Annotated in this window: 22 protein-coding genes and 1 pseudogene; 10 read left to right on the forward strand and 13 right to left on the reverse strand. The window is 39.7% G+C overall.

Translation table 11 applies throughout. The annotated features are described in order from the left end of the window. Positions 1-5: 5 nt before the first annotated feature. Genes lolC through lolE form a run of 3 tightly spaced genes read left to right on the forward strand, consistent with a single transcriptional unit; the run spans position 6 to position 3,149 of the window. Positions 6-1,208, forward strand: coding sequence for a lipoprotein-releasing ABC transporter permease subunit LolC (lolC, locus tag P3L44_RS08760; protein ID WP_140172520.1), 1,203 nt, complete (start codon positions 6-8; stop codon positions 1,206-1,208). Next, on the forward strand, positions 1,201-1,902 hold the full coding sequence (lolD, locus tag P3L44_RS08765; RefSeq protein WP_096863868.1) for a lipoprotein-releasing ABC transporter ATP-binding protein LolD: 702 nt from the start codon (positions 1,201-1,203) through the stop codon (positions 1,900-1,902). The genes lolC and lolD overlap by 8 nt, the downstream gene beginning before the upstream one ends. Then, positions 1,902-3,149 (forward strand): lipoprotein-releasing ABC transporter permease subunit LolE, encoded by a 1,248-nt coding sequence (gene lolE, locus P3L44_RS08770; RefSeq protein ID WP_140172519.1) that lies wholly within the window; start codon positions 1,902-1,904, stop codon positions 3,147-3,149. The genes lolD and lolE overlap by 1 nt, the downstream gene beginning before the upstream one ends. 78 nt (positions 3,150-3,227) lie before the next feature. Here lolE and cyaB read toward each other — a convergent pair whose 3' ends face one another. Both cyaB and P3L44_RS08780 read right to left on the reverse strand, forming a co-directional pair. Continuing rightward, positions 3,228-3,773 carry a class IV adenylate cyclase gene (gene cyaB / locus P3L44_RS08775; protein ID WP_272662186.1) on the reverse strand — a complete coding sequence of 182 codons (546 nt, stop codon included), beginning with the start codon at positions 3,771-3,773 and terminating at the stop codon, positions 3,228-3,230. Positions 3,774-3,912: 139 nt separating this feature from the next. After that, the gene (locus tag P3L44_RS08780) at positions 3,913-4,401 is read right to left on the reverse strand and encodes a TIGR00645 family protein (protein ID WP_094960443.1); all 489 of its coding nucleotides are present in this window, start codon (positions 4,399-4,401) and stop codon (positions 3,913-3,915) included. 421 nt (positions 4,402-4,822) lie between these two features. On the opposite strand from P3L44_RS08780, the gene cobB reads away from it, so the two are divergent. Further along, a complete protein-coding gene (gene cobB, locus P3L44_RS08785; protein WP_125891391.1) occupies positions 4,823-5,656 on the forward strand; it encodes a Sir2 family NAD+-dependent deacetylase in 834 nt (277 codons plus the stop codon). A gap of 51 nt (positions 5,657-5,707) precedes the next feature. On the opposite strand, the gene P3L44_RS08790 is transcribed toward cobB, so the two are convergent. Then, positions 5,708-6,418 (reverse strand): SDR family oxidoreductase, encoded by a 711-nt coding sequence (locus tag P3L44_RS08790; protein ID WP_140172517.1) that lies wholly within the window; start codon positions 6,416-6,418, stop codon positions 5,708-5,710. A 378-nt stretch (positions 6,419-6,796) separates the two neighbouring features. Between P3L44_RS08790 and pepT the strand changes: the two genes are divergently transcribed. Continuing rightward, positions 6,797-8,032 carry a peptidase T gene (pepT, locus tag P3L44_RS08795; protein WP_140172516.1) on the forward strand — a complete coding sequence of 412 codons (1,236 nt, stop codon included), beginning with the start codon at positions 6,797-6,799 and terminating at the stop codon, positions 8,030-8,032. Positions 8,033-8,199: 167 nt separating this feature from the next. Here pepT and P3L44_RS08800 read toward each other — a convergent pair whose 3' ends face one another. The 9 genes from P3L44_RS08800 to rluE all read right to left on the reverse strand — a co-directional run bounded on the left by P3L44_RS08800 (position 8,200) and on the right by rluE (position 17,240). Then, the gene (locus tag P3L44_RS08800; RefSeq protein WP_140172515.1) at positions 8,200-8,799 is read right to left on the reverse strand and encodes a LysE family translocator; all 600 of its coding nucleotides are present in this window, start codon (positions 8,797-8,799) and stop codon (positions 8,200-8,202) included. Positions 8,800-9,130: 331 nt separating this feature from the next. Next, entirely contained in the window at positions 9,131-10,255 is a 1,125-nt protein-coding gene (locus P3L44_RS08805; RefSeq protein ID WP_140172514.1) for a cupin domain-containing protein, read from the reverse strand. A 248-nt stretch (positions 10,256-10,503) separates the two neighbouring features. Further along, on the reverse strand, positions 10,504-11,961 hold the full coding sequence (gene phoQ, locus P3L44_RS08810; protein WP_272662185.1) for a two-component system sensor histidine kinase PhoQ: 1,458 nt from the start codon (positions 11,959-11,961) through the stop codon (positions 10,504-10,506). A gap of 1 nt (position 11,962) precedes the next feature. Next, positions 11,963-12,637: a two-component system response regulator PhoP gene (phoP, locus tag P3L44_RS08815; RefSeq protein WP_125891179.1), complete on the reverse strand. Its 675-nt coding sequence runs from the start codon at positions 12,635-12,637 to the stop codon at positions 11,963-11,965. Positions 12,638-12,887: 250 nt separating this feature from the next. Further along, on the reverse strand, positions 12,888-14,258 hold the full coding sequence (gene purB / locus P3L44_RS08820; RefSeq protein WP_272662184.1) for an adenylosuccinate lyase: 1,371 nt from the start codon (positions 14,256-14,258) through the stop codon (positions 12,888-12,890). Between the two features lie 17 nt (positions 14,259-14,275). Continuing rightward, on the reverse strand, positions 14,276-14,902 hold the full coding sequence (hflD, locus tag P3L44_RS08825) for a high frequency lysogenization protein HflD (protein WP_272662183.1): 627 nt from the start codon (positions 14,900-14,902) through the stop codon (positions 14,276-14,278). A gap of 2 nt (positions 14,903-14,904) precedes the next feature. After that, complete coding sequence (gene mnmA / locus P3L44_RS08830) at positions 14,905-16,008, reverse strand: tRNA 2-thiouridine(34) synthase MnmA (protein ID WP_140172584.1); 1,104 nt, start codon at positions 16,006-16,008, stop codon at positions 14,905-14,907. A gap of 139 nt (positions 16,009-16,147) precedes the next feature. After that, positions 16,148-16,597 carry an NUDIX hydrolase gene (locus P3L44_RS08835; RefSeq protein WP_140172511.1) on the reverse strand — a complete coding sequence of 150 codons (450 nt, stop codon included), beginning with the start codon at positions 16,595-16,597 and terminating at the stop codon, positions 16,148-16,150. Further along, positions 16,590-17,240: a 23S rRNA pseudouridine(2457) synthase RluE gene (rluE, locus tag P3L44_RS08840; protein WP_272662182.1), complete on the reverse strand. Its 651-nt coding sequence runs from the start codon at positions 17,238-17,240 to the stop codon at positions 16,590-16,592. Before rluE ends, P3L44_RS08835 begins: the two co-directional genes overlap by 8 nt. Before the next feature lie 540 nt (positions 17,241-17,780). On the opposite strand from rluE, the gene icd reads away from it, so the two are divergent. Further along, a complete protein-coding gene (gene icd, locus P3L44_RS08845; RefSeq protein WP_004253371.1) occupies positions 17,781-19,034 on the forward strand; it encodes an NADP-dependent isocitrate dehydrogenase in 1,254 nt (417 codons plus the stop codon). 150 nt (positions 19,035-19,184) lie between these two features. On the opposite strand, the pseudogene P3L44_RS08850 reads toward icd, so the two are convergent. Continuing rightward, a pseudogene (locus P3L44_RS08850) lies at positions 19,185-19,343 on the reverse strand (integrase); the annotation flags it as partial. Between the two features lie 395 nt (positions 19,344-19,738). Here P3L44_RS08850 and P3L44_RS08855 point away from each other — a divergent pair. The 4 genes from P3L44_RS08855 to P3L44_RS08870 all read left to right on the forward strand — a co-directional run bounded on the left by P3L44_RS08855 (position 19,739) and on the right by P3L44_RS08870 (position 22,817). Next, on the forward strand, positions 19,739-20,518 hold the full coding sequence (locus P3L44_RS08855; RefSeq protein WP_272662181.1) for an HNH endonuclease: 780 nt from the start codon (positions 19,739-19,741) through the stop codon (positions 20,516-20,518). Positions 20,519-20,520: 2 nt separating this feature from the next. After that, complete coding sequence (locus P3L44_RS08860; RefSeq protein ID WP_094960452.1) at positions 20,521-20,781, forward strand: bacteriocin immunity protein; 261 nt, start codon at positions 20,521-20,523, stop codon at positions 20,779-20,781. A gap of 308 nt (positions 20,782-21,089) precedes the next feature. Further along, positions 21,090-22,298 carry an IS256 family transposase gene (locus P3L44_RS08865; protein WP_193834265.1) on the forward strand — a complete coding sequence of 403 codons (1,209 nt, stop codon included), beginning with the start codon at positions 21,090-21,092 and terminating at the stop codon, positions 22,296-22,298. Positions 22,299-22,466: 168 nt separating this feature from the next. Next, positions 22,467-22,817 carry a hypothetical protein gene (locus P3L44_RS08870; protein ID WP_004253374.1) on the forward strand — a complete coding sequence of 117 codons (351 nt, stop codon included), beginning with the start codon at positions 22,467-22,469 and terminating at the stop codon, positions 22,815-22,817. Positions 22,818-22,821 lie beyond the last annotated feature (4 nt).

Here is a 22,821-nt window from a genome sequence, read left to right on the forward strand (position 1 = left end):
ATTTCATGCACCAATCTGTCTCATTATTTATAGGCCTACGCTATTTACGTGGGCGTGCTGCGGATAAATTTGGGCGTTTCGTTTCCAGTTTATCTGCCATTGGTATCACACTGGGGGTTGCGGCATTGATAACCGTCACTTCAGTGATGAATGGGTTCGAGCGATCTTTACAAGATAGCATACTTGCTTATATGCCGCAGGCAATTTTAACCTCTGCCTCTGGAAGTATAGACCCAGCAAAATATCCAATATCCGATCTACAACATTTAAAGGGTGTCAGCCAGATCGCACCTATTGTGCAATCTGATGTGGTATTACAAAGCCGAACCAATGTTGGCGTGGGCGTTATGGGGGGAATCGACCCCGAAGAATCTTCGCTGTTATTGGATAAACTGGTTGTCGGGCAACGCAATGACCTCAAAGAAGGCAGTTATAATGTTTTTCTCGGGAATAAACTTGCAGAAACACTCGGGGTAAAACGTGGTGATGAGGTTCGCTTAATTATTCCAGGCGTGAGTCAGTTAACACCGATGGGGCGCATTCCAAGTCAGCGCCTATTTACTGTGGCTGGTATTTTCCAAACAAATGGGGAAGCGGATACGAGTGAACTGGTCGTGGCACAACAAGATGCCGCACGTATGCTACGTTATCCCGCAGGCCACATTACTGGGTGGCGCTTATATTTAGATGAGCCTTTACAAGTTGACGTTCTAAGTCAGCAAGCGTTACCAGATGGCTTAGTATGGAAAGACTGGCGGGAGCGTAAAGGGGAGTTTTTCCAAGCCGTTCGCATGGAAAAAAATATGATGGGCTTATTGCTTAGCTTAATTATCGCAGTGGCGGCATTTAATATTATTACCTCGCTATCACTGTTAGTGATGGAAAAGCAAGGCGAAGTGGCTATTTTAAAAACCCTAGGTCTCAAACGTTGGCGTATTTTAATGATATTTATGATCCAAGGCGCTGGAGCGGGGGTGATTGGCTCACTCATTGGCACGATATTAGGCACGATACTTTCTAGTCAACTGAATGTCATTATGCCGCTGATCGGTTTATTACCCAAAGGCGTCTCTTTACCGATTGTGCTTGATTACTCTGGTATTTTAATTATTGCACTTAGTGCAATGCTGATTTCTCTGCTGGCAACGCTTTATCCTTCTTGGCGTGCAGCAGCGGTTCAACCTGCTGAGGCGTTACGTTATGAATAAACAACCACTTCTGGTCTGTGAAAAATTAAGCAAAACATATCAAGAAGGGACATTGTCGACGCAAGTGTTGAAAAATGTCAGTTTTTCCATGGGGCGTGGGGAAATGATGGCCATCGTGGGAAGTTCTGGTTCAGGTAAAAGTACCTTATTGCATTTATTGGGTGGCCTAGATACCCCTTCAGAAGGGAATGTTATCTTTCGTGGACAGCATATAAATCAATTAACCTCAGATGAGCGTGCTGCTATTCGTAATAAAGATCTCGGTTTTATTTATCAATTCCATCATCTTTTACCGGATTTTACTGCCCTTGAAAATGTGGCAATGCCTTTATTAATTGGGGGGATTGCGAAAGAAACTGCATTTTCGAAAGCCACTGAAATGCTAGAAGCAGTTGGACTAGCGCATCGGGCGGGGCATCGTCCTTCTGAATTATCAGGAGGGGAGCGCCAGCGTGTTGCTATTGCAAGGGCGTTAGTGAATGAGCCTGCACTGGTTTTAGCGGATGAGCCTACAGGTAACCTTGATTTACGTAATGCAGATGCCATTTTTGAGTTGTTGGGTGAATTAAACCGAACACAGCGAACCGCATTTTTAGTCGTCACCCATGATATGACTCTGGCTCGGCGGTTATCCCGCCAATTGGAAATGCGAGATGGGCATTTGCAACAGGAAATTACCTTGGGGGCTCGGTAATGTCTAAATTGCCTCTTTCACTAGTCACGGCGCTGCGTTTCAGCCGTGGTCGACGCCGAACAGGGATGGTTTCGTTAGTCTCGATAGTTTCAACGTTGGGGATTGTTCTTGGGGTCGCGGTGCTAATTATCGGTTTAAGCGCAATGAATGGCTTTGAACGCGAATTAAATAACCGTGTGTTATCTGTTGTTCCCCATGGGCAAATTTTTGCTGTTAAGCCACCGTATAAAGATTTGGAGTTTGCTGAGCAAGTTATCCGTAAAACGCCCGGTGTAGAAGGTGTTAGCCCTTACATCAATTTTACGGGGTTACTTGAACGTGGTGCAAATTTAAAAGCAATTCAAGTCATGGGGGTTTCACGAGAAACTCAGCCACAAGTCAGTGCGTTACCTCAGTTCATTCTCAATGATGCTTGGCAACATTTTGATGCAGGCAAACAATCAATTATTTTAGGCCAAGGTGTGGCGGATGCATTGAATGTGAAGGTTGGGGACTGGGTAACAATCATGATCCCAAATACCGATGCTAGCTTGAAAATTCAGCAGCCTAAGCGTATTCGTGTACAGGTGACGGGTATTTTTAAACTTAGTGGTTTGCTCGATCACCAGTTAGCACTCGTTCCTCTCGCAGATGCACAGGAATATCTCGACTATGGGGATGGTGTGACAGGGTTTGAAATCAAAGCAACAGACCCATTTATTGCCGATCAAGTCGTTTATGATGCAGGCTTGAAAACAATGCATCATGTCGCCGTAAAAAGTTGGATAGGCGATTATGGCTATATGTATAATGATATTCAAATGGTTAGAAGTATCATGTACTTAGCTATGATATTGGTTATTGGCGTTGCGTGTTTTAATATTGTTTCTACTCTTGTTATGGCGGTTAAAGATAAAAGTAGTGATATTGCTGTATTGCGTACCTTAGGGGCAAAAGATAGGCAAATTCGTGCTATTTTCTTATGGTATGGTTTGTTGGGCGGCCTTGTTGGTTCATTGATTGGCGTTGTGCTTGGGGTCGTCATATCATTAAATCTAACACCCATGATTAAGGTGGTAGAGGCTATTGTTGGCCATCCAATTTTATCGGGTGATGTTTATTTTATTGACTTTTTACCTTCTGAATTGCATGTCATGGATGTGGTTTATGTTTTAATTACAACCATTGTATTGAGCTTACTAGCTAGTTGGTATCCTGCTCGTAGGGCAAGCAAATTAGACCCTGCACGTATTCTTAGCGGGCAGTAGCTATTAGTAGGGTTATAGGGTTAGAGAGCCAATGGTTTTTAGGAGACGATACTAAAAACTTATTGGCTCTTCCTATGATTACTGCGCAGCTAAAAACATCTGCTTATAACTACGAGTTTCCACCATTTCTTCTGTAAACCCATATTGCTTAGCGGTCGCCATCAATTCTTGATATAGAGCTTCAAGTAAATCCTGCTCATCTGTCATAATGGCAAATTCAGCAAACCAGCCGATCCCACTAAGGTGGTCAATTGTAATGTGGATGTCATTCAAGAAATAAATGCTTCTTATTTTAGTTGTGGTTAAGTAGCAATGATATCCCAGTGTCGTTAACATGTTTTGTACATGGCGGCAGTCATCAATTTTAATGGCTTTGCATTCAGAAGCTCCAGGCCCTTTAACTATCCATAATTTTATGCCTGATGGCACCATTTCACGTACACACATACTGACGCCATTGTCAGCTAGTGGTAGATGCGGGTTTTCATAGAAACAATCTGTTTCTGTATTATTTTCGGTAAAGGGTTCAGCCAAGTCGGCTTTTATTTTATGCAGAAAAGTATCAGGGTCTGGTAAATGAAATTTAATTTCAGCTTCATATTTCCCGACAAAGTGTTGGCTCATGTAAAGTTCCTTGGTACTAACCTTCAGGATAATGATGGTAACACAAAGCGAAAATCGACGAGGGAGATAAAGATGAGGTTAGCGAATAAGTAAGTGCCTAGGTGTTTAAATTAGGCACTTTTATAATACATTCTACTGGTTATTTTTTTGTCATTTTATCTAGATAGCCCATTACGAATGCAGATAATACAAAGGTTAAATGGATAACGACGTACCACATCAACTTGTCATTTGAGACACTTTTCAAGTCCATGAAGATTTTTAATAGGTGAATGGAGGAAATAGCAACAATTGAAGCCGCGACTTTATTTTTTAATGATGAAGCATCCATTTTACCTAGCCAGCCTAGTTTTTCACTGCTGTCAGGGATATCCATTTGGGAGACAAAGTTCTCATAACCAGAAAACATCACCATCACCAATAACCCACCGACTAATGCCATATCAATCAATGATAATAGCGTCAAAATTAAGTCTGCTTCAGGAATTGAAAGGATATTTGGCAAAATATGGTATAGCTCTTGAAAGAACTTAATGGTTAAAGCCAATAGTGTCAGTGAAAGCCCAAAATAGATAGGCGCTAAAATCCAACGTGAAGCATACATTGCTCTTTCAAAAAACTTTTCCATGAAATCCCTTGTAGTGGTGAGTTAATAACACAGTAAAATCTGCGAGGCATATTTTAGCGGTAGCGCGAGTGAAGAAGAAAGGTTTTTTTATTGTTTTACAGTTACGAACGTTTTATGGCGAATTTATGAAATATTAGTGTCATTTTTATGAATAATAAGTGACAAAATCGATACCTTCGATATTTTTATTTGCATTCAGCGAGATGATGCGTTTTAGTATGTTAACATTTAGATAATGTCATCAGTTGTGGTAAGGAAATGGTTAATATGCCAATAAAATACACACTTGAGCTTGATTGTTTTAAATAATTTCAAACAATCAAGGTTTATAAATTCATGTCGTAATGACATGATAGAAAACAATTAATATTTAATATGGTATAAATTTTATTGGTGATATGGATGAAAGGAAGTTTTGATGTTGCGATTTCGTTATAGGTTGAAAAAAGCTCGTAAGAATAAATGTATACGCCGCCAGCGACTTCGTAACCGGTCTTTTTATATAGATAATAGATTGGATAACATGAAAAATGTCAATATCGTCGTTTTGACGGGGGCTGGAATTTCAGCTGAATCTGGGATCCAAACATTCCGTTCTGCGGATGGATTATGGGAGGAGCATCGCGTTGAAGATGTCGCTACTCCTGAAGGTTTCGAGCGTGATCCTGAATTAGTACAACGTTTTTATAATGAGCGGCGTCGGCAGTTACAGCAAGAAAATATTAAGCCTAATGCTGCTCACTATGCACTTGCACAGCTTGAAGAACTTTTTGGTGACCGCTTTTTGTTAATTACGCAAAATATAGATAATTTGCATGAAAGAGCGGGGAGTCAGCGGGTTATCCATATGCATGGAGAGCTATTAAAAGTTCGCTGTAATTGGTCAAATCAAGTATTGGAGTGGAAAGGGGATTTATCGGTCGATGACCGCTGTCATTGTTGCCAATTTCCTCAACCGCTGAGGCCCCATATTGTTTGGTTTGGTGAAATGCCAATTGGAATGGATTATATTTATCAATCCATTGAATCGGCGACTATTTTTATTTCTATTGGAACGTCTGGCCATGTGTATCCTGCGGCAGGTTTTGTGCATGAGGCGAAATTACACGGTGCTCATACGGTAGAACTTAATTTAGAGCCTAGCCAAGTGGAAAGTGAGTTCGATGAAAAACACTATGGTTTAGCCAGCAAAGTCGTTGTTGAATATATTAATAAGCTTATTACTGAGTTACAGGTTAAAAATACCGCGCAATAAGCTTTGAATACATAACATTATCAGGGGAAGCGTATTGTTTCCTCTTATAGGTTAGACGTTTGTATCCATCATGGCTGGCATCGTAATCTCTTTGACACAGGTTGCATTGCTGGTATTGGCGATAAAACGCACGGCGTTGACAACATCTTGTAATGGGATTAATTGCCCATCACTTTTTTCAATGACCTCATCGACAGAAACAGTTAATGGGAACTCAGTTGCTAGATAACCTAAGTTTATGACTGATATTGCTATTTTATCTTCCCGTAGAGTTTCTCTTAATGACTGAGCTATTCCTCTGAGGGCATATTTGGTGGCAGAAAAGGTGACTTCCTTGCCATTATGATTATCTAAACCCCATGTGGAGCCAATCAATATAATCTTACTGTTTTTTGCTAGGCGCAAATTAGGTAAGAGCGCTTTTAGATTTAATAAACAAGCACTTATATTGGTTTGAACCATATTGAGTAACTCTATGTCATCAGTCGATTCAAATTGGTACTCTTCATTAAATGCCAATTTCTCCCATATGCCAACGTTATAAATTAAAGTATGAATAGGTTGATTTTGAATAACATGCTTAATGGTATTTGCACTATTAATGTCACTTAAATCAGCAGGGATCCACGTAAAATTAGTTTGTTCAAAAGGAGGTTTTGAGCGAGAAACACCATAAATATGGTCTACTTTTTCAGGGAATCCTTCGACTAATGCCTTGCCTAAGCCTTTGCTGACACCATAAATTAAACATGTTTTTGACATAGATATTCCTATTAACGAGTTAAACTTCGTTTTGTTTATTAATTAGCTAATAAATAAAAAATAATAGGTCATATATAACATACTATTTCAATTTAATAATTGATGATCTGTGTAGTGGGGGAGTGAAAGTTAACCAAGAGGCGTGTTTTTAGGTAACTAATAATTTACTAATTAATGTAATTTAATTATTACCCCTATTAATTATAGGTGCTGATTGTGACTATGACAGTTAATCACCCAAAAAATACGCTAAAAAATAAATTTTATTAAAGATTTACTATAAAAATAGTGCGCATTAACAGGAAAGCTGATTTGAGACAATAATTGAATCTGTGATCTTTCCCATAATATAAACATTGATATTTTAGGGGGAAGGGTATGGACAAACTCTTAGAGCGGTTTTTTGAATATACCGCTTTCGATACACAGTCAAAACTAAACGCAAAAACTGTACCGAGCTGTGCGGGGCAGTTAAAGTTTGCTCGCGCATTAGTTAATGAACTGAACGAATTAGGTTTTGAAAAAATAACACTAAGCGATCAAGGTTGTGTGATGGCCTATTTGCCGTCAAACGTTGATTGGGATGTTCCCACTATTGGTTTTATTTCACATTTAGACACAGCGCCTGATTTTTCAGGTAAGAATGTGAGTCCACAAGTCCTCGAAAATTATCGAGGAGGGGATATTGCGTTAGGTATTGGTGATGAAGTGCTATCCCCTGTGATGTTTCCGGTACTCCATGAAATGATTGGTAAAACGCTGATCATGACAGATGGTAAAACTTTACTGGGTGCCGATGATAAAGCGGGTATTGCAGAAATAATCACAGCCCTCGTACGTTTAAAGGAAAAAAATATTCCTCATGGTAAAATCTGTCTTGCATTTACCCCTGATGAAGAGATAGGACGCGGGGCTCGCCATATCGATTTTAAACAATTTGATGCATTGTGGGCCTATACCGTCGATGGTGGTGGAGTTGGTGAATTAGAGTATGAAAATTTTAATGCGGCTAATGTTTCCATTAAAATTGTTGGCAATAACACTCATCCCGGTACAGCTAAAGGCGTAATGGTGAATGCATTAGGGCTAGCGAACCGTATTCATTCGATGTTACCACCTGATGAAACACCTGAAAATACAGAAGGGTATGAAGGGTTTTATCATTTAACATCGTTAAAAGGTACAGTAGAAAAGGCCGAGTTGAATTATATTATTCGTGATTTTGACTTAGCAGGCTTTGAAGCTAGGAAGAAAAATATAATTCGAATTGCTGAAAAAGTTGGCGAAGGGCTGCACCCAAGCTGTTATATCGAACTGACACTTGATGATACCTATTATAACATGCATAAAGAGGTCATGAAGTACCCACATGTTATTGAATTAGCGAAACAAGCAATGCTTGATTGTGGCATTGAACCAGTTATTCAACCTGTCCGTGGTGGTACCGACGGTGCACAGCTTTCACATCGCGGTTTACCATGTCCAAATATTTTCACAGGTGGTTATAATTTCCATAGTAAACATGAGTTTATAACACAAGAAGGTATGGAGCAGGCTGTTAGTGTGATTATGCGTATTGCGGAGCTAACGGCCATTCACGCACGGCAATCGTGATATTTTATGAGGAGTAAGAGAGGTTGTTGACAAAGTGGGATAAAAGCGTGGTTTTTCCCACTTTGTGTTATCAGCCGAAAATCAATAAATTGATTTTCCTAATTTATTTTCAAAACCTATTCGACTTGTCGCCAAACATAATATGTTTGTCAGCACTCTTACTGTTGTTATTGAAATAATACAGAAATACCACTAAGTGCCAGTAAAACTCCCATGACTAAATTAAACCGCTTTAATGTCTTAGGTTGTTTTAGCCTTTCTCTTAATTTACTACCAAACATAGCCCAGATAGCAACACATGGCCAATTGATGGCTGCAAATATGACAGCGACTTGCAACATTGATAAATAAGGTGAAATTGTATTGGTATACATCGCCATTCCAGAGACTGCCATCATCCAGGCTTTAGGATTTATCCATTGAAATAATGCTGCTTCTAAGAAAGTTAGTGGTTTAATTTCTTGGTTATTTGTCTGTGCAATTGAATGGCTAATAGTGGTTTTCCATGCAAGCCAGAACAAATAAATAATTCCAAAATATTTTAATATCGAATAAATCATAGGGGATGATTGAATCAATGCGCCCACCCCTAGCCCTACTGCCACTAACATAATAAGAAAACCAATTGATACTCCAAATGAATGAGGTAATGTTTTTCTAAATCCAAAATTAATACCTGAAGCAAGTAACATAATATTATTTGGGCCTGGAGTTATGGATGTCACAAAGGAAAACAATGATAAAGCCAAAAGAGTTTCTATGTTCATGTTGTTATCATCTTTAAAAGGGACAATTAACGCTGTGCGTGACTGGCGACGGTGAAGTCAAAACAGTTTAAAATTGAATCAAATAATGTGCTTTATCTTTGCGTGCTTACGGGCAAGAAGGGGACATATTGCGAGTAGGTGCTAGCGGGATATAATATATATTAAAATAAATAATTTAGTTATTAATAATGATGTGTTAATTGTAGTCAGCGGTTTTCAATTGATGGTCAGGAGAGTGTTGCCATATCATACTAATAATATTATTTTTAATAAAAGACCCATAATGAATGGGCCTTTTTCACAAATATAAATTTAATATTATCAGTACCGATTAATCATCAAAATACCAATAACCATTATTAACGAGCGCAGTAAGCAGTGCGATGAAATTAACATCATCAATGGCATCAGCTAAATTTTGGCTATTAACGGCGTCATAGCGGCATAAACTATCAGCGGCCTCATAACACTCAGTTTCCAAGCATTCACCATTAACAAAAAATTGGTCTCCAACGCGTAATGCTCTGAGACCATTTAATTTGTATAAGGTTTCTTGCTGAGTTTTTAGCAAATCATAGATTTCTTCTTGCTCATAAGGCGGTTCAGGTGGCGCAATGTCTAACTCGTGGCGTGATTGGGAGATAAACTCACCTAACCATTTGCGAAAGAGCTCAGGGTCATTAATGAGTGATTCCATCATCTCACGCAGCTTAATTTGTTCACCTTGCAAGATCTCCGCAGGGTTATCGCGGAATGATAAATCTGGGTCACTATAGCGGTAGCTGCCTAAATCGTTAGAAATTAAGTGATCGGCAAAGCTACTGATTAATTCACGAGTATTTGGTGCACGAAAGCCAACCGAGTAATTTAATGAAGGTTCAATGGCGTAGCCTTCATGTGGGAACCCAGGTGGAATGTACAAAATATCGCCGGGTTCCATTTCTTCGTCGATGATGGCATCGAAAGGTTGTACTTGCAGTAAATCAGGGTGCGGGCAATGTTGTTTCATGGGGATTTTTTCGCCCACGCGCCAACGACGGCGGCCTTCACCTTGAATAATAAATACATCGTATTGGTCGAGGTGAGGACCTACACCACCGCCGGGGACCGAGTAGGAGATCATTAAATCGTCCATTCGCCAGTCTGAAAGTACACGGAATGGTTTCATCAACGCAGAGCTTGGGTGATGCCAATGGTCAACAGCCTGAACTAAAATAGACCAATTTTCTTCACCGAGATGGTCATAGTTTTCAAATGGGCCATGGCCAACTTGCCAAATCCCTTCTTTATGGCTAACTAAACGGCTATCAACCTCATCTTCCATCGCCAAACCTGCAAGTTCGTCAGGCGAGATAGGGTCAATAAAATTTGCAAACCCTTTTTTGATAAGCAGTGGGCGCTTCTGCCAGTGACTGTCGAGGAAACTTTGCCAGTCGAGATTTAGTTTGTAATCCATCTTATTGTCCCTTGGAGCTGCTAAATATAGCTAATCAGTTTATTGCAATATACCCGGTCTCAATACTACAAAATGACCTATATGTGTAATGGTATGATGTTAAATAAACTTTATGAAAAACATATAGTAAAGGTTTATCTTGAGAGTAAACCAATCAGTTACCCTAAATTACTTTTCATAAAACACTTCACAAATAGTATACCGGAAATGGTTTGTAAAATAGGGGGTAAACGGACACATATCACAGATTAACTATCTTCAATCATAGATTGCTGCCTAAATGTGACGGATAAACGCGCACCGCCAAGAGGGCTGTCACTAATTATGATTTCCCCGTCATATTGGTCGATAATATCCACTGCAATAGATAAGCCTAAACCTTGACCTGGGCGAAGGGTGTCTGCGCGTTGCCCTCGAACGAAGATCAAACTACGTTTGCTTTCAGGCACCCCTGGGCCGTCATCATCGACAACTAATGTTAAGCTATCAGCACCCACAACAGCACTAACTTCAACAAATTCAAGGCAATACTTACACGCATTTTCCATGATATTACCCATCACTTCCATAAAATCATTGGGTTGACCCAGCCATGTTGTTTCAGGAGAAACATTAACCGTTATAGAAACCCCTTTGTGCTGATAAACTTTATGTAGGGCACTTGCAAGGCTATCTAGTATTGATGGGACAGATGAAATTTCACGTAGCATCATGTTTTCATCACCTTGCGTTGATGCGCGGTGTAAATAATAACCCACCTGTTGAGAAATACGGCCAATTTGTTCAAGCATGATAGGCTCTGCTTGTTCAATGTTCATTTGTTTGCCTGAACGAAGTAGCCGCAATGTCGACTGTAAAACAGCTAAAGGTGTCTTTAAACTGTGTGTTAAATCAGAAAGTGTGGTGCGATATTTACTGTAGCGTTTTCGTTCATTCGTTAACAAAATATTAAGGTTGCGTACTAGGCCGCGAAGCTCATACGGTGGGTTCTCATCCATAGTATCCCGTTCACCTTTTTCTAGGCTACTGAGTTGTGATACTAATGATTTAATTGGCCGTAGACTCCAATAAGCAGCTAGCCATAATAACGGGATGACTAAGATTAAATTAGCCAGCAAAACATAACCAAACCACTCCCAAACTAACCCGGTATTTTGTAAGTCTTGTGGTAGAGTATCTACAACGACTATGGTGAGTGGGGGCAGGTTTTCACTTGCTGCATATTGGTTGACGGACACGGAATGAGTCAGCGGTTCGTCATCGTTATCCATGTCATCTAACTTTGTATTGAATTCGGGGGTATCGTCTAGGAGTTGGCGGGTTTCACGAATATCCGTATCAATTTCATATAAGCCCTCTTTTTTTAGCCAATCATTACGGATCAGCCGTTCAACGCTAGGCACATCACGTTGGCGCCATAGCACAAGCCCTTGTTCATCATAAATAATAACCAAAGTTGGGTTATTCAAAGTAAAATTTGGTGGGACTCGGATGTCAATTTTATTATTTTGCCATTGGGCTAGGCTGTAAATTAAGTTACTTTGGCTACGTAATAAGGTGTAAGTCGTTTTATCAAAACTAATTAAATACCCCAAAATAGCAACAATACCATAGGATAAAGTGAGCGCTAAGATTGCCGCTGATGTTGCACAAAGAAAACGTGCTCGTAGCGAAAGGGGTTTGAACTTAAATTTACTTAGCCACATATTAGCCATTCACATCAAAACGATAGCCTTGACCGCGTACAGTAACAATTACATCATCACTATGGAATTGTTGAATTTTTTTGCGTAATCGGCCCATTAAAACATCGATAGTATGACTTTCTCTAAGTTCGGCATCTGGATAAAGCTGGCGCATTAACGAGTCTTTGCTAACCACTTTTCCATTATTGCGGAGCAGTGTTTCAATAATGGTGTATTCAAAAGCCGTTAATTTGACGGTTTCACCATTAACTGTAAATTCTTTACGTGAGAGGTCAATAACGAAATTACCTAATTCGAGAACTTGTGAAGCAAGACCGCTATTTCTGCGCATTAAAGCTTGCATACGGGCGACAAGCTCTTCTAGCTGGAAAGGTTTCGTCACGTAGTCATCTGCACCACTGTTTAGCGCTTGTACTTTTTCTTGCCAACTCTCCCGAGCCGTCAATACTAAAAGTGGAATATTGACGTGCTCGCCACGCCAGCGTTTTATCATGGAAAGCCCGTCTTCATCAGGTAAGCCCAAATCAACTACCGCGATATCTGGGCAACTTTCGTGTAAAAAGTAGTCAGCTTCTTTTGCATCTTCAGCGGAGTCAACCTGATGACCAAGCTCTTTAAGCTGTACGGTTAAATGGTGACGAAGTAACGCATTGTCTTCGACAATAAGAATACGCATCGGAAACCCTCATATTGAAAAAAGATAGCTACACTTATTGCAAATAGTAGCACTAGATACGCTATGGTAAAAAGAGTTCTGAATAACGACAAGGGATTAAGTAAATATAAATCAAACAAAGCGGAAATATAATTTATCTTTGTTTATCTTCAGGCAGTTTAGGGGGGAACAAGCAGAGGCTATAGGGTAAATAAAAAGTGGGGGACATAGAGCCCGCCCACTTTGAATGTATTAAGTTAAAAGCTTGAGGTTATTTTAGCTCATCAATAAAAGTGACAGCGTAACCGATATAGTTGGCAGGCGTCATCTCTTTCAAACGGGCTTTTTCATGCTCAGGCAAATCTAAACTATCAATGAATTGTTTCATCCCTTCAGCGGTAACGCGTTTGCCGCGGGTCAATTCTTTGAGTTTTTCGTATGGTTTTTCAATGCCATAACGGCGCATTACAGTTTGAATTGGCTCAGCCAAAACTTCCCAGTTTTGGTCTAATTCATCCAGTAAATGCTGTTCATTAACTTCTAATTTATTTAAGCCTTTCATGGTTGATTGATAAGCAATCAATGCATAACCTAGGCCGACACCGAGATTACGTAATACAGTCGAGTCTGTTAAGTCACGCTGCCAGCGAGAAACAGGGAGCTTGCTCGCTAAATGACCTAAGACGGCATTTGCTAACCCTAAGTTACCTTCAGAGTTTTCAAAATCAATCGGGTTCACTTTGTGTGGCATAGTGGAAGAGCCAATTTCACCAGCGATTGTTTTTTGTTTGAAGTGATTTAATGCGATGTAGCCCCAAATATCACGGTCGAAATCTAACACGATAGTGTTAAAACGAGCGACACAATCAAATAACTCAGCAATATAATCATGAGGTTCAATTTGCGTGGTGAATGGGTTCCATTGGATGCCTAAAGACGTAACGAAGGTTTCGCTAAATTCGTGCCAGTTAACTTCAGGGTAAGCGACCATGTGGGCATTATAGTTACCAACTGCGCCATTGATTTTACCTAAAATTTCAACTTGTTGCAGCTGACGGAATTGACGTTCCAAACGATAAGCAACGTTGGCAAACTCTTTACCAATGGTGGAAGGCGTGGCAGGTTGGCCGTGAGTACGCGATAGCAACGGCAAATTGCGGTACTCATGAGCCATTGTTTTGATTTTATCAATAATTTGACGCCATTGTGGCAGTAATACTTCTTCGCGAGCAGTTTTCAGCATTAATGCGTGCGAAAGGTTATTAATATCTTCTGAAGTACAAGCGAAGTGGATAAATTCAGAAACTGCATGAAGAGCAGGGATGTTGGCTACTTTTTCTTTTAGGAAATATTCTACAGCTTTCACATCATGGTTGGTTGTGCGTTCAATTTCTTTGATACGCATTGCGTCTTTTTCACAGAAGTTCGCGACAATTTCATCTAAGTAAGCGATTGCGTCAGCGTCAAATGAAGGAACTTCTTTGATTTGAGCGGTTGCAGCCAGTTTTTGTAGCCAGCGAACTTCAACTTGTACGCGAAATTTCAGTAAACCAAACTCACTAAAAATAGTGCGTAAAGCGCTGACTTTATCACCGTAACGGCCGTCAATCGGGGATACAGCGGTCAGTGAGGATAATTCCATTGGTAGCAACTCCAGATTTAAAGGTGAGACAAAATATCTTTCGCCTGATTAGCCAGACGATTGCGAGAGAACATGAGTTGGATACGACTTCCACCAACTTGTTGCCAAAGCACTGCGCAGCGAATACCTGCGAGTAAAGTGGCTCTAACTTTTGCTTGAACGAGTGTATTTTTGAGAATGTCTGGGGAACCAGTGACTTGAATTCGAGGCCCTGCAGGGCTGACTACGTCGACGTAAATACCCGCAAGTGCGTTAAACACACCTTCAGAGAGTGGTTCAAAATAGTCAGCTTGGCGCTCAAATTGCTCAATACGTTGGCCAAGTTGGTTCATCGCTTCTTGATTTTTATTAAGACGGCGCTCAAGTACCATAATACTTAACATATAACGTGTCATTTCAGCGGATAAACCACTGTTGCCGCCTGTTAACATGCCTAACATGGCATTGAGACCGGTCTTTAAATTTTCGGCATTATTACCAAATACATCCAAAGTCGATTTTGGATTCATATTGGTGAGGCAATTGACCATGGTTTCAGTGTCTTTCTCGAGACAAACACCTTCATGTGCGAGTTTTTGAACCATCGCGCTTGCTTGGCAGATACCCGCTAAAGCAAGCGTAATGTCGTAATAGTTTTTTGCCACATTTACTCCTGAATACGGGCTTCAATAATACCGCCACCGAGACAGACTTCATCGATATAAAATACGGCGGATTGACCTGGAGTGACAGCCGCGACTGGGTAGTCAAATGCAACTTCAATGCGATCATCACTTAATGGGGTTATCGTACAAGGGATATCCGCTTGACGATAACGTGTTTTTACTACACAACGTAGTGGTTCAGTCATTGTTTTACGGTCAACCCAATGTAATTGCTGAGCAATTAACCCAACAGACATTAACCTAGGGTGTTCATGGCCTTGAGCAACGATAAGAATATTATTTTCAACGTCTTTATCAACAACATACCAAGGTTCTTCAGAGCCCTCTTTTGTACCACCGATACCTAAACCTTTACGCTGACCTAAGGTGTGGTACATCAAACCTTCATGTTGACCAATTGTTTCGCCATCGACAGTGACGATAGGGCCGGGTTGAGCAGGTAAGTAGCGGCCTAAAAAGTCGCGAAACTTACGCTCACCAATGAAACAAATCCCTGTAGAGTCCTTTTTTTTCGCAGTAACTAAGCCAATTTCTTCGGCAATACGGCGTACTTCAGGTTTTTCGAGCTCACCAACTGGAAAAAGGCTTTTAGCGACTTGCTCGTGACTCAGGGTATATAAAAAATAACTTTGGTCTTTGTTGCCATCTAAGCCACGTAATAATTGGCTTTTACCATCGATATCACGGCGACGCACATAATGACCAGTGGCAATGTAATCTGCGCCTAAATCTTCAGCAGCAAATTCTAAGAAAGCTTTAAATTTGATTTCTTTGTTGCAGAGAATATCTGGGTTTGGTGTGCGACCAGCTTTATATTCAGTTAAAAAATGTTCGAAGACATTGTCCCAATATTCAGCAGCGAAATTAATGGTATGAAGTTCAATACCCAGTTTGTCACACACGGCTTGCGCATCGGCAAGGTCAGCCGCAGCTGAGCAATATTCTGTGTCGTCATCTTCTTCCCAATTCTTCATAAACAGACCAGCAACCTGATACCCTTGTTGCTGTAGCAAGTAAGCGGATACAGAGGAGTCAACACCACCGGACATACCGACGATGACTTTTTTTTGGCTGTTATCTGACATGGTACTATTATTTGACATGGAAATATCTCACTGCGGAAAAATCAAGCCCCATACTTTAGCATGTTGTTCCCGCATTACACCAGAGTTAGAGGGGAATATTATTGCTTGGTGAAATCTTCACCAAGCAGAAGTTTAGTGCTTAACGATAATGATCGCCGTAAGCTGTTAAGATATCGAGAGGATAATGTTTTCCTGTGAGAAAACAGCGTAAACTTTCAGCCACTAATGGTGAACGCAGGCAGTTGCTATCTATAATTTCTTGGGCGGTCAGCCAGTGGCATTCGCTAATATCACTGTCTTGTGGCTGTGTTTCACAAATGGATTCAAGTTCTACGGCGAACAAAAAGCGGATAAACTGGGTTTTATCTGGGGCAATCCATTGGTGAATTTTAATTAATTGTGTTGGTGTGGCTTTGATTCCAGTTTCTTCTAGTAATTCACGTTCGGCGGCTTGCAAAATCGTCTCACCAGCTTCTAAGTGCCCAGCGGGTTGATTCCAAGTGGGTTTGTCGTTTATCCACTCTTCCACGACTAAAAATTTGCCTTGAGCATGCACAACAGTTGCTACAGTCACATTAGGTTTAAACAACAGTTATCTCCTTCCATTCGCCAACTGAAAGATTTCCCAAATTAAATTCACCAATCTGATAGCGAATTAGCCTAAGTGTTGGAAAACCTATACTTGCCGTCATACGACGGACTTGCCGATTACGTCCTTCATATAAGGTGATTTTTAACCAACTGGTCGGGATATTTTTACGTTCCCGTATAGGCGGGTTTCTTTGCCATAGCCATTTTGGTTCATCAACTAGTTCGATCCCTGCGGGGAGCGTTGGACCATCATTTAATGTTAATCCTCGCCGAAATTTTAGCAATGCATCTTCGCTGGGAATACCCTCTACTTGAGCATAGTATATTTTCCCTGTTTTTTTCTGTGGTTGCGTTAAACGGGCCTGTAGTTTTCCATCATTAGTTAAAATTAATAAGCCTTCACTGTCCCTATCAAGGCGTCCTGCTGCGTATACATCGGTGATTGGAATATATTTTTTTAATGTATCGCGGCCTTGTTCATCAGTAAATTGAGGTAAAACATCAAAGGGTTTGTTAAATAAAATGATTTTAGTTGATGTTTGCGAACTAACTGAAATCCGCTTAGTTCTATGCTTTAACGCAGTAGAGGTTGGTGAGTAACGATTTTTTTTCGGAACTGATTTTTTGTTCGGTCTGTTCATGGTCATTCAATGAGAATTTATTGGTTTTAATTTATGGCGGTTTATCCTATCTAGTGTAGGAGATTTAGCGGTTTGATCCTAGAACGTATTTTTCATGGCGATGTAATATTTAATTAACAACTTTAAAAACATTTAAATCAATAAAAACAATTTTTCATTTAAAAATAAGTACATATGATCTTATTTGGATGACGATAGTGTGAGCGGAACGTATTTTTAATTTGAGTTAACTTGCTAGTGTTATTTGTTGTTAGGAAAATATTTTAACAAAAGTTAAGTCATTCGCTCAAATGCGTCGTTGACAACTTTTCATCGTGGTTTGATTTATTTCTAATAATGGAATGCTTAAATTAATTTATTGATTTAACAGTATTTATAAATAGTTATTCGATTAACTTACAAGATAAAACAGTACGTTAAATGCGATCGGCATTGAAGCTTAGATGAGTAATCATTGGCGTTCGACGCAGATTGAAGTAGTATTGACACGTCTCTTACAAAAAATTAACAAGCAAAATACGCAAGTGAAAGGAGAGGTTAATGGAAAGCAAAGTAGTAGTTCCGGCAGAAGGCGCTAAAATTACCATTGATGCAAAAGGCAAACTAAACGTTCCGAACAACCCAATTATCCCTTATATCGAAGGTGACGGCATTGGTATCGATGTTACACCAGCAATGTTAAAAGTGGTTGATGCGGCAGTTAAAAAAGCCTACAACGGTGAGCGCAAAATTTCTTGGATGGAAGTTTACACCGGTGAAAAATCTACACAAATTTATGGTAAAGATGTTTGGTTACCAGAAGAAACCCTCGATTTAATCCGTGATTACCGTGTTTCAATTAAAGGTCCTTTAACAACTCCTGTTGGTGGTGGTATTCGTTCCTTGAACGTTGCACTACGTCAACAACTTGACCTGTATATCTGTTTACGTCCTGTTCGCTACTACAAAGGCACGCCAAGCCCAGTTAAACAACCTGAATTGACGGATATGGTTATTTTCCGTGAAAACTCTGAAGATATCTATGCGGGTATTGAGTGGAAAGCGGGTAGTGCAGAAGCAGACAAAGTTATTAAATTCCTGAAAGATGAAATGGGTGTGACTAAAATCCGTTTCCCACAAGACTGTGGTATTGGTATTAAACCTTGTTCAGAAGAAGGCACAAAGCGTTTAGTTCGTGCAGCAATTGAATATGCTATTGATAACGGCCGTGATTCAGTGACTTTAGTTCATAAAGGTAACATTATGAAATTCACTGAAGGTGCATTTAAAGATTGGGGATACCAATTAGCACAAGAGGAATTCGGCGGTGAATTATTAGATGGCGGCCCATGGGTTAAAATTAAAAACCCTAAAACAGGCAAAGATATCATTGTTAAAGATGTTATTGCAGATGCTTTCTTACAACAAATCCTGCTGCGCCCAGCTGAATATGATGTTATCGCGTGTATGAACCTAAATGGTGACTACATTTCTGATGCATTAGCAGCACAAGTCGGTGGTATCGGTATTGCACCAGGTGCGAATATTGGTTCTGAATGCGCATTATTTGAAGCAACGCACGGTACTGCACCTAAATATGCAGGCCAAGATAAAGTTAACCCAGGCTCTATCATCCTTTCTGCTGAGATGATGCTGCGCCACATGGGCTGGACTGAAGCGGCTGACCTAATCGTTAAAGGTATGGAAGGCGCAATCGAAGCTAAGACTGTAACCTATGACTTCGAACGTCAATTAGAAGGCGCTAAATTACTGAAATGTAGCGAATTCGGTGACGCAATCATTAAACACATGTAATATATTACGTGATGTGATTAATAACGGGAGCTTAATAGTTCCCGTTTTATTTTGTCTAAAAAAATTCTTCTGCAAAACCACTGCAAAACCACTGCAAAACAGGCTACAAAATAATCGTTATTTTAAAGCTAAAACCTGCCAATTTTTCCCTCAGTCATCATTATATTTATCAGCCATCGCTTGGCTCTTATGGCCAAGAAGTTTCTGGATATTGATACCTTGTTCTCGATAGAGTCTTTCCGATAAAGAACGTTGTTCATGAAATGAAGGTGCTGATCTTTCTGGCCATGTTAACCCGCATTTATTCTGTTGAAATTGCATCAGGTAAACCGGCATTACAGATTGAAATGACGGATAAAAAGCCGAGTGCATCGTTTAAACACCGTCTTATGACAATGTTAAACCAGAATCGGTTATTCCGAGTGTAACGTCTGAGACATATCAGGGGATTGTTGATTTTGGTGGCGACCATGCGCCAATTTATATTTCAATATCGAAGAATCCAACGACTGCACAAGAAAAACAACTGATTGAGAAGCTAACCGAGATTGGCGTGCTTTATATCCAGCTGAAGCTGCAGAATTAGATTGGAAGCAAGCAAGTAGCGAGTTATCACAAGCAGATGTAGATGCTCAGACACTCAGACAGCAAAAAGAGAACTCGATAAAACTAAAAGCTCTCCGGAAGGCGGTGCTTTAACTGATGTGAGTAAAAATCCTTTACAAATTAAACAGTCAAGTCAGGTAATTTCTAGCGTATTTGGTATTGAATATATTGAAAAAATTGATAATCAAAAAGCATTGTCATATTTACTCAATCGTAATCCTGAAGATTATGTTATTAACATTTTGAGTATTGCTAGCGTATATGGATATGAGACTGATGATGGTAGCGAACCTGAAGTTCTAATTGATGATCCGGAAATTTATGAGTCTATTGTAGAGCGTTTCACATTAGCAAAAGAGCGACTTTTAGACGCTGAAAAAGCAATTAAAGAAGCAGTGAGAAAGCTGGGCATAGCTTTAGAGAAAAAGAAAAAAGCCGAAGCTAAAGAAAAGAAAGCGAAGGATAAAAAAGAAAAAGAAGAGAAGCGTAAAAAGCCTGGCACTGCTACAAGAAAAGGCAAAAAAGTTAGCGATAAATGGCTTAATGATGCTAGTAAAGAAAATGGTGCTCCTATTCCTGAGCAAGTAGCTAATAAATTACGAGGTAATAAATTCAACAGTTTTGATGAGTTCAGGAAGGTCATCTGGGATGAGATATCAAAATTTCCAGAATTGATTAAAAACCTTAGTAAGAATAATAAAACTCTTGTTTCTAAAGGATACTCGCCTTTTGCTAGGAAAAAAGATCAAGTTGGTGGTAGAAAGGTACATGAGTTGCACCATGACAACCCAATTAGTGAAGGGGGAGAAGTCTATAACATGGACAATTTAAGAGTTACGACCCCGAAAAGACATATTGATATCCATAGAGGTAAATAAGAATGGAACTAAAAAATAATATTACTGATTATACAGAATCTGAATTTTTAAAGTTATTAACAATTATTTGTAATGCAGATACAGCAAGTGAGGAAGAACAAATTAAGTTTGTGACTCACTTTGAAAAAGTAACAGAGCATCCAAGCGGAAGTGATCTTATTTACTACCCAGAGGATGGAGCCGATGATTCTCCAGTCGGAATTTTAAAAACAGTCAAAGAATGGCGGGCTAAAAATGGCAAGCCTAGTTTCAAAAAAGGCTAAGAACTACTGCTAATGGAATAGCTGAACATAAAGCATCAATGATTTAAGGATGAATCATTGATGCTTATCCGCCAATCATTTCAGGTGATGAATTTACTCAACATTAAAGATAAAGCGGCCGTGTTTAATGACATCCAACTGATGGAGTCAAAAACTTTAGAATTGATCCATAAAAATAGAACGAAAGCTGAACCACCATGTTCAAGACGCTTATAGACTCTTATAAACGCTTATAAATGAGACTGTAATTTAAATTGTGTATTTGCCTACTTTTGATATGTTAACTCCAACTAAAAAGTAGGCAGATTATGGACGAGAAAAAACTTAAAGCACTTGCGGCTGAGTTCGCAAAAGGAATTAAAACCGAAGCTGATCTCAATCAGTTCACTCGGATGCTCACTAAACTCACCGTTGAAACCGCGTTAAATGCGGAGCTAACTGAGCATTTAGGACATGAGAAAAATGCGCCTAAATCAGGCTCTAACTCACGAAATGGCTACTCATCTAAAACACTGTTAACCGATGATGGTGAATTTGAGTTAAACACACCACGCGACCGTGAAGGCAGCTTTGAGCCCCAGCTAATCAAGAAAAATCAAACACGTATCACTCAAATGGATAGTCAAATCCTCTCTCTTTACGCCAAGGGCATGACAACCCGTGAAATCGTAGCCACATTCAAAGAAATGTACGATGCGGATGTCTCACCCACATTGATTTCAAAAGTCACTGATGCGGTTAAAGAGCAAGTTCAGGAGTGGCAAAATCGGCCCTTAGAATCACTCTATCCTATTGTTTACCTTGATTGTATTGTCGTTAAGGTGCGTCACGATGGCAGCGTCATCAATAAATCGGTTTTTCTTGCTTTAGCCATCAACACCGAAGGACATAAAGAACTCTTAGGGATGTGGATGGCTGAAAATGAGGGCGCTAAATTTTGGTTATCGGTTTTAACGGAGCTGAAAAATCGAGGTGTTCAAGATATCCTGATTGCGTGTGTTGATGGCTTAAAAGGCTTTCCAGACGCCATCAATAGTGTATATCCGCAAACTCAAATCCAGTTATGTATCATACACATGGTACGAAATAGCCTGAAATATGTGTCATGGAAGGATTACAAGGCAGTCACCGCTGGGCTAAAAACGGTGTATCGTGCCGCCACAGAGGCCTCCGCCCTGATAGCACTTGAAAAGTTCGCCCTTATTTGGGATGAAAAATACCCACAAATCAGTAAAAGTTGGTATGCGCATTGGGAGAATTTAAATACGTTTTTTGCTTACCCCGATGATATCCGCAAAGCGATTTACACGACAAATGCGATTGAATCACTCAATAGTGTTATTCGTCATGCCATTAAGAAGCGAAAAGTATTCCCAACTGATGATTCGGTCAGAAAAGTGGTTTATCTCGCCATCGAATCAGCCTCTAAAAAATGGAGTATGCCAATTCAAAACTGGAAACAGGCGATGAGTCGTTTTATTATTGAGTTTGGTGACCGCCTAGACGGTCACATTTAATGAAAGGCAAATACACAGAATTATTTACAGGGTCTTATAAATGTCTATATGACATACAACTGGGCTTGTTAAGTTAGCTTAAACACTTTAATATGATCGCAGCTATCTTAAGCATATTGCTTAATTACCCGTCAAAATGTCATTAACCTAAACTAACAAGGGGGCTATATGAGAACTGAACATACCAGATCTGTACAAACAATTAGCCATGCAACAGAACTTGTTAATACATTTTTTGATGATAATACTGAAAAGTTTTTCTCTGTTCGTCGCCTTAGTATGAGAAAGGATCCGAATAGACAGTTGTTTATTGTTACTATCGAAAATGATAACAAAAGCGATGAATATGAAATTGTTCCTTTTGCTGAGTTATCATATCGCCAAAAAAAGATTAATATAGTCGTTGACCCTAGCACGCAATATCCAGAACTAAATCAAAGCATAACTGATGTGATTGAAAAAATTAAATCTTCAATTCTTGGTTACATGTCAAATTATCAGAAGTTGTCTGTCCATTAATAAG

Origin of the sequence: Providencia sp. PROV175 (assembly GCF_032707045.1) — a bacterium.
In the GTDB taxonomy this organism is placed as follows: domain Bacteria; phylum Pseudomonadota; class Gammaproteobacteria; order Enterobacterales; family Enterobacteriaceae; genus Providencia; species Providencia hangzhouensis.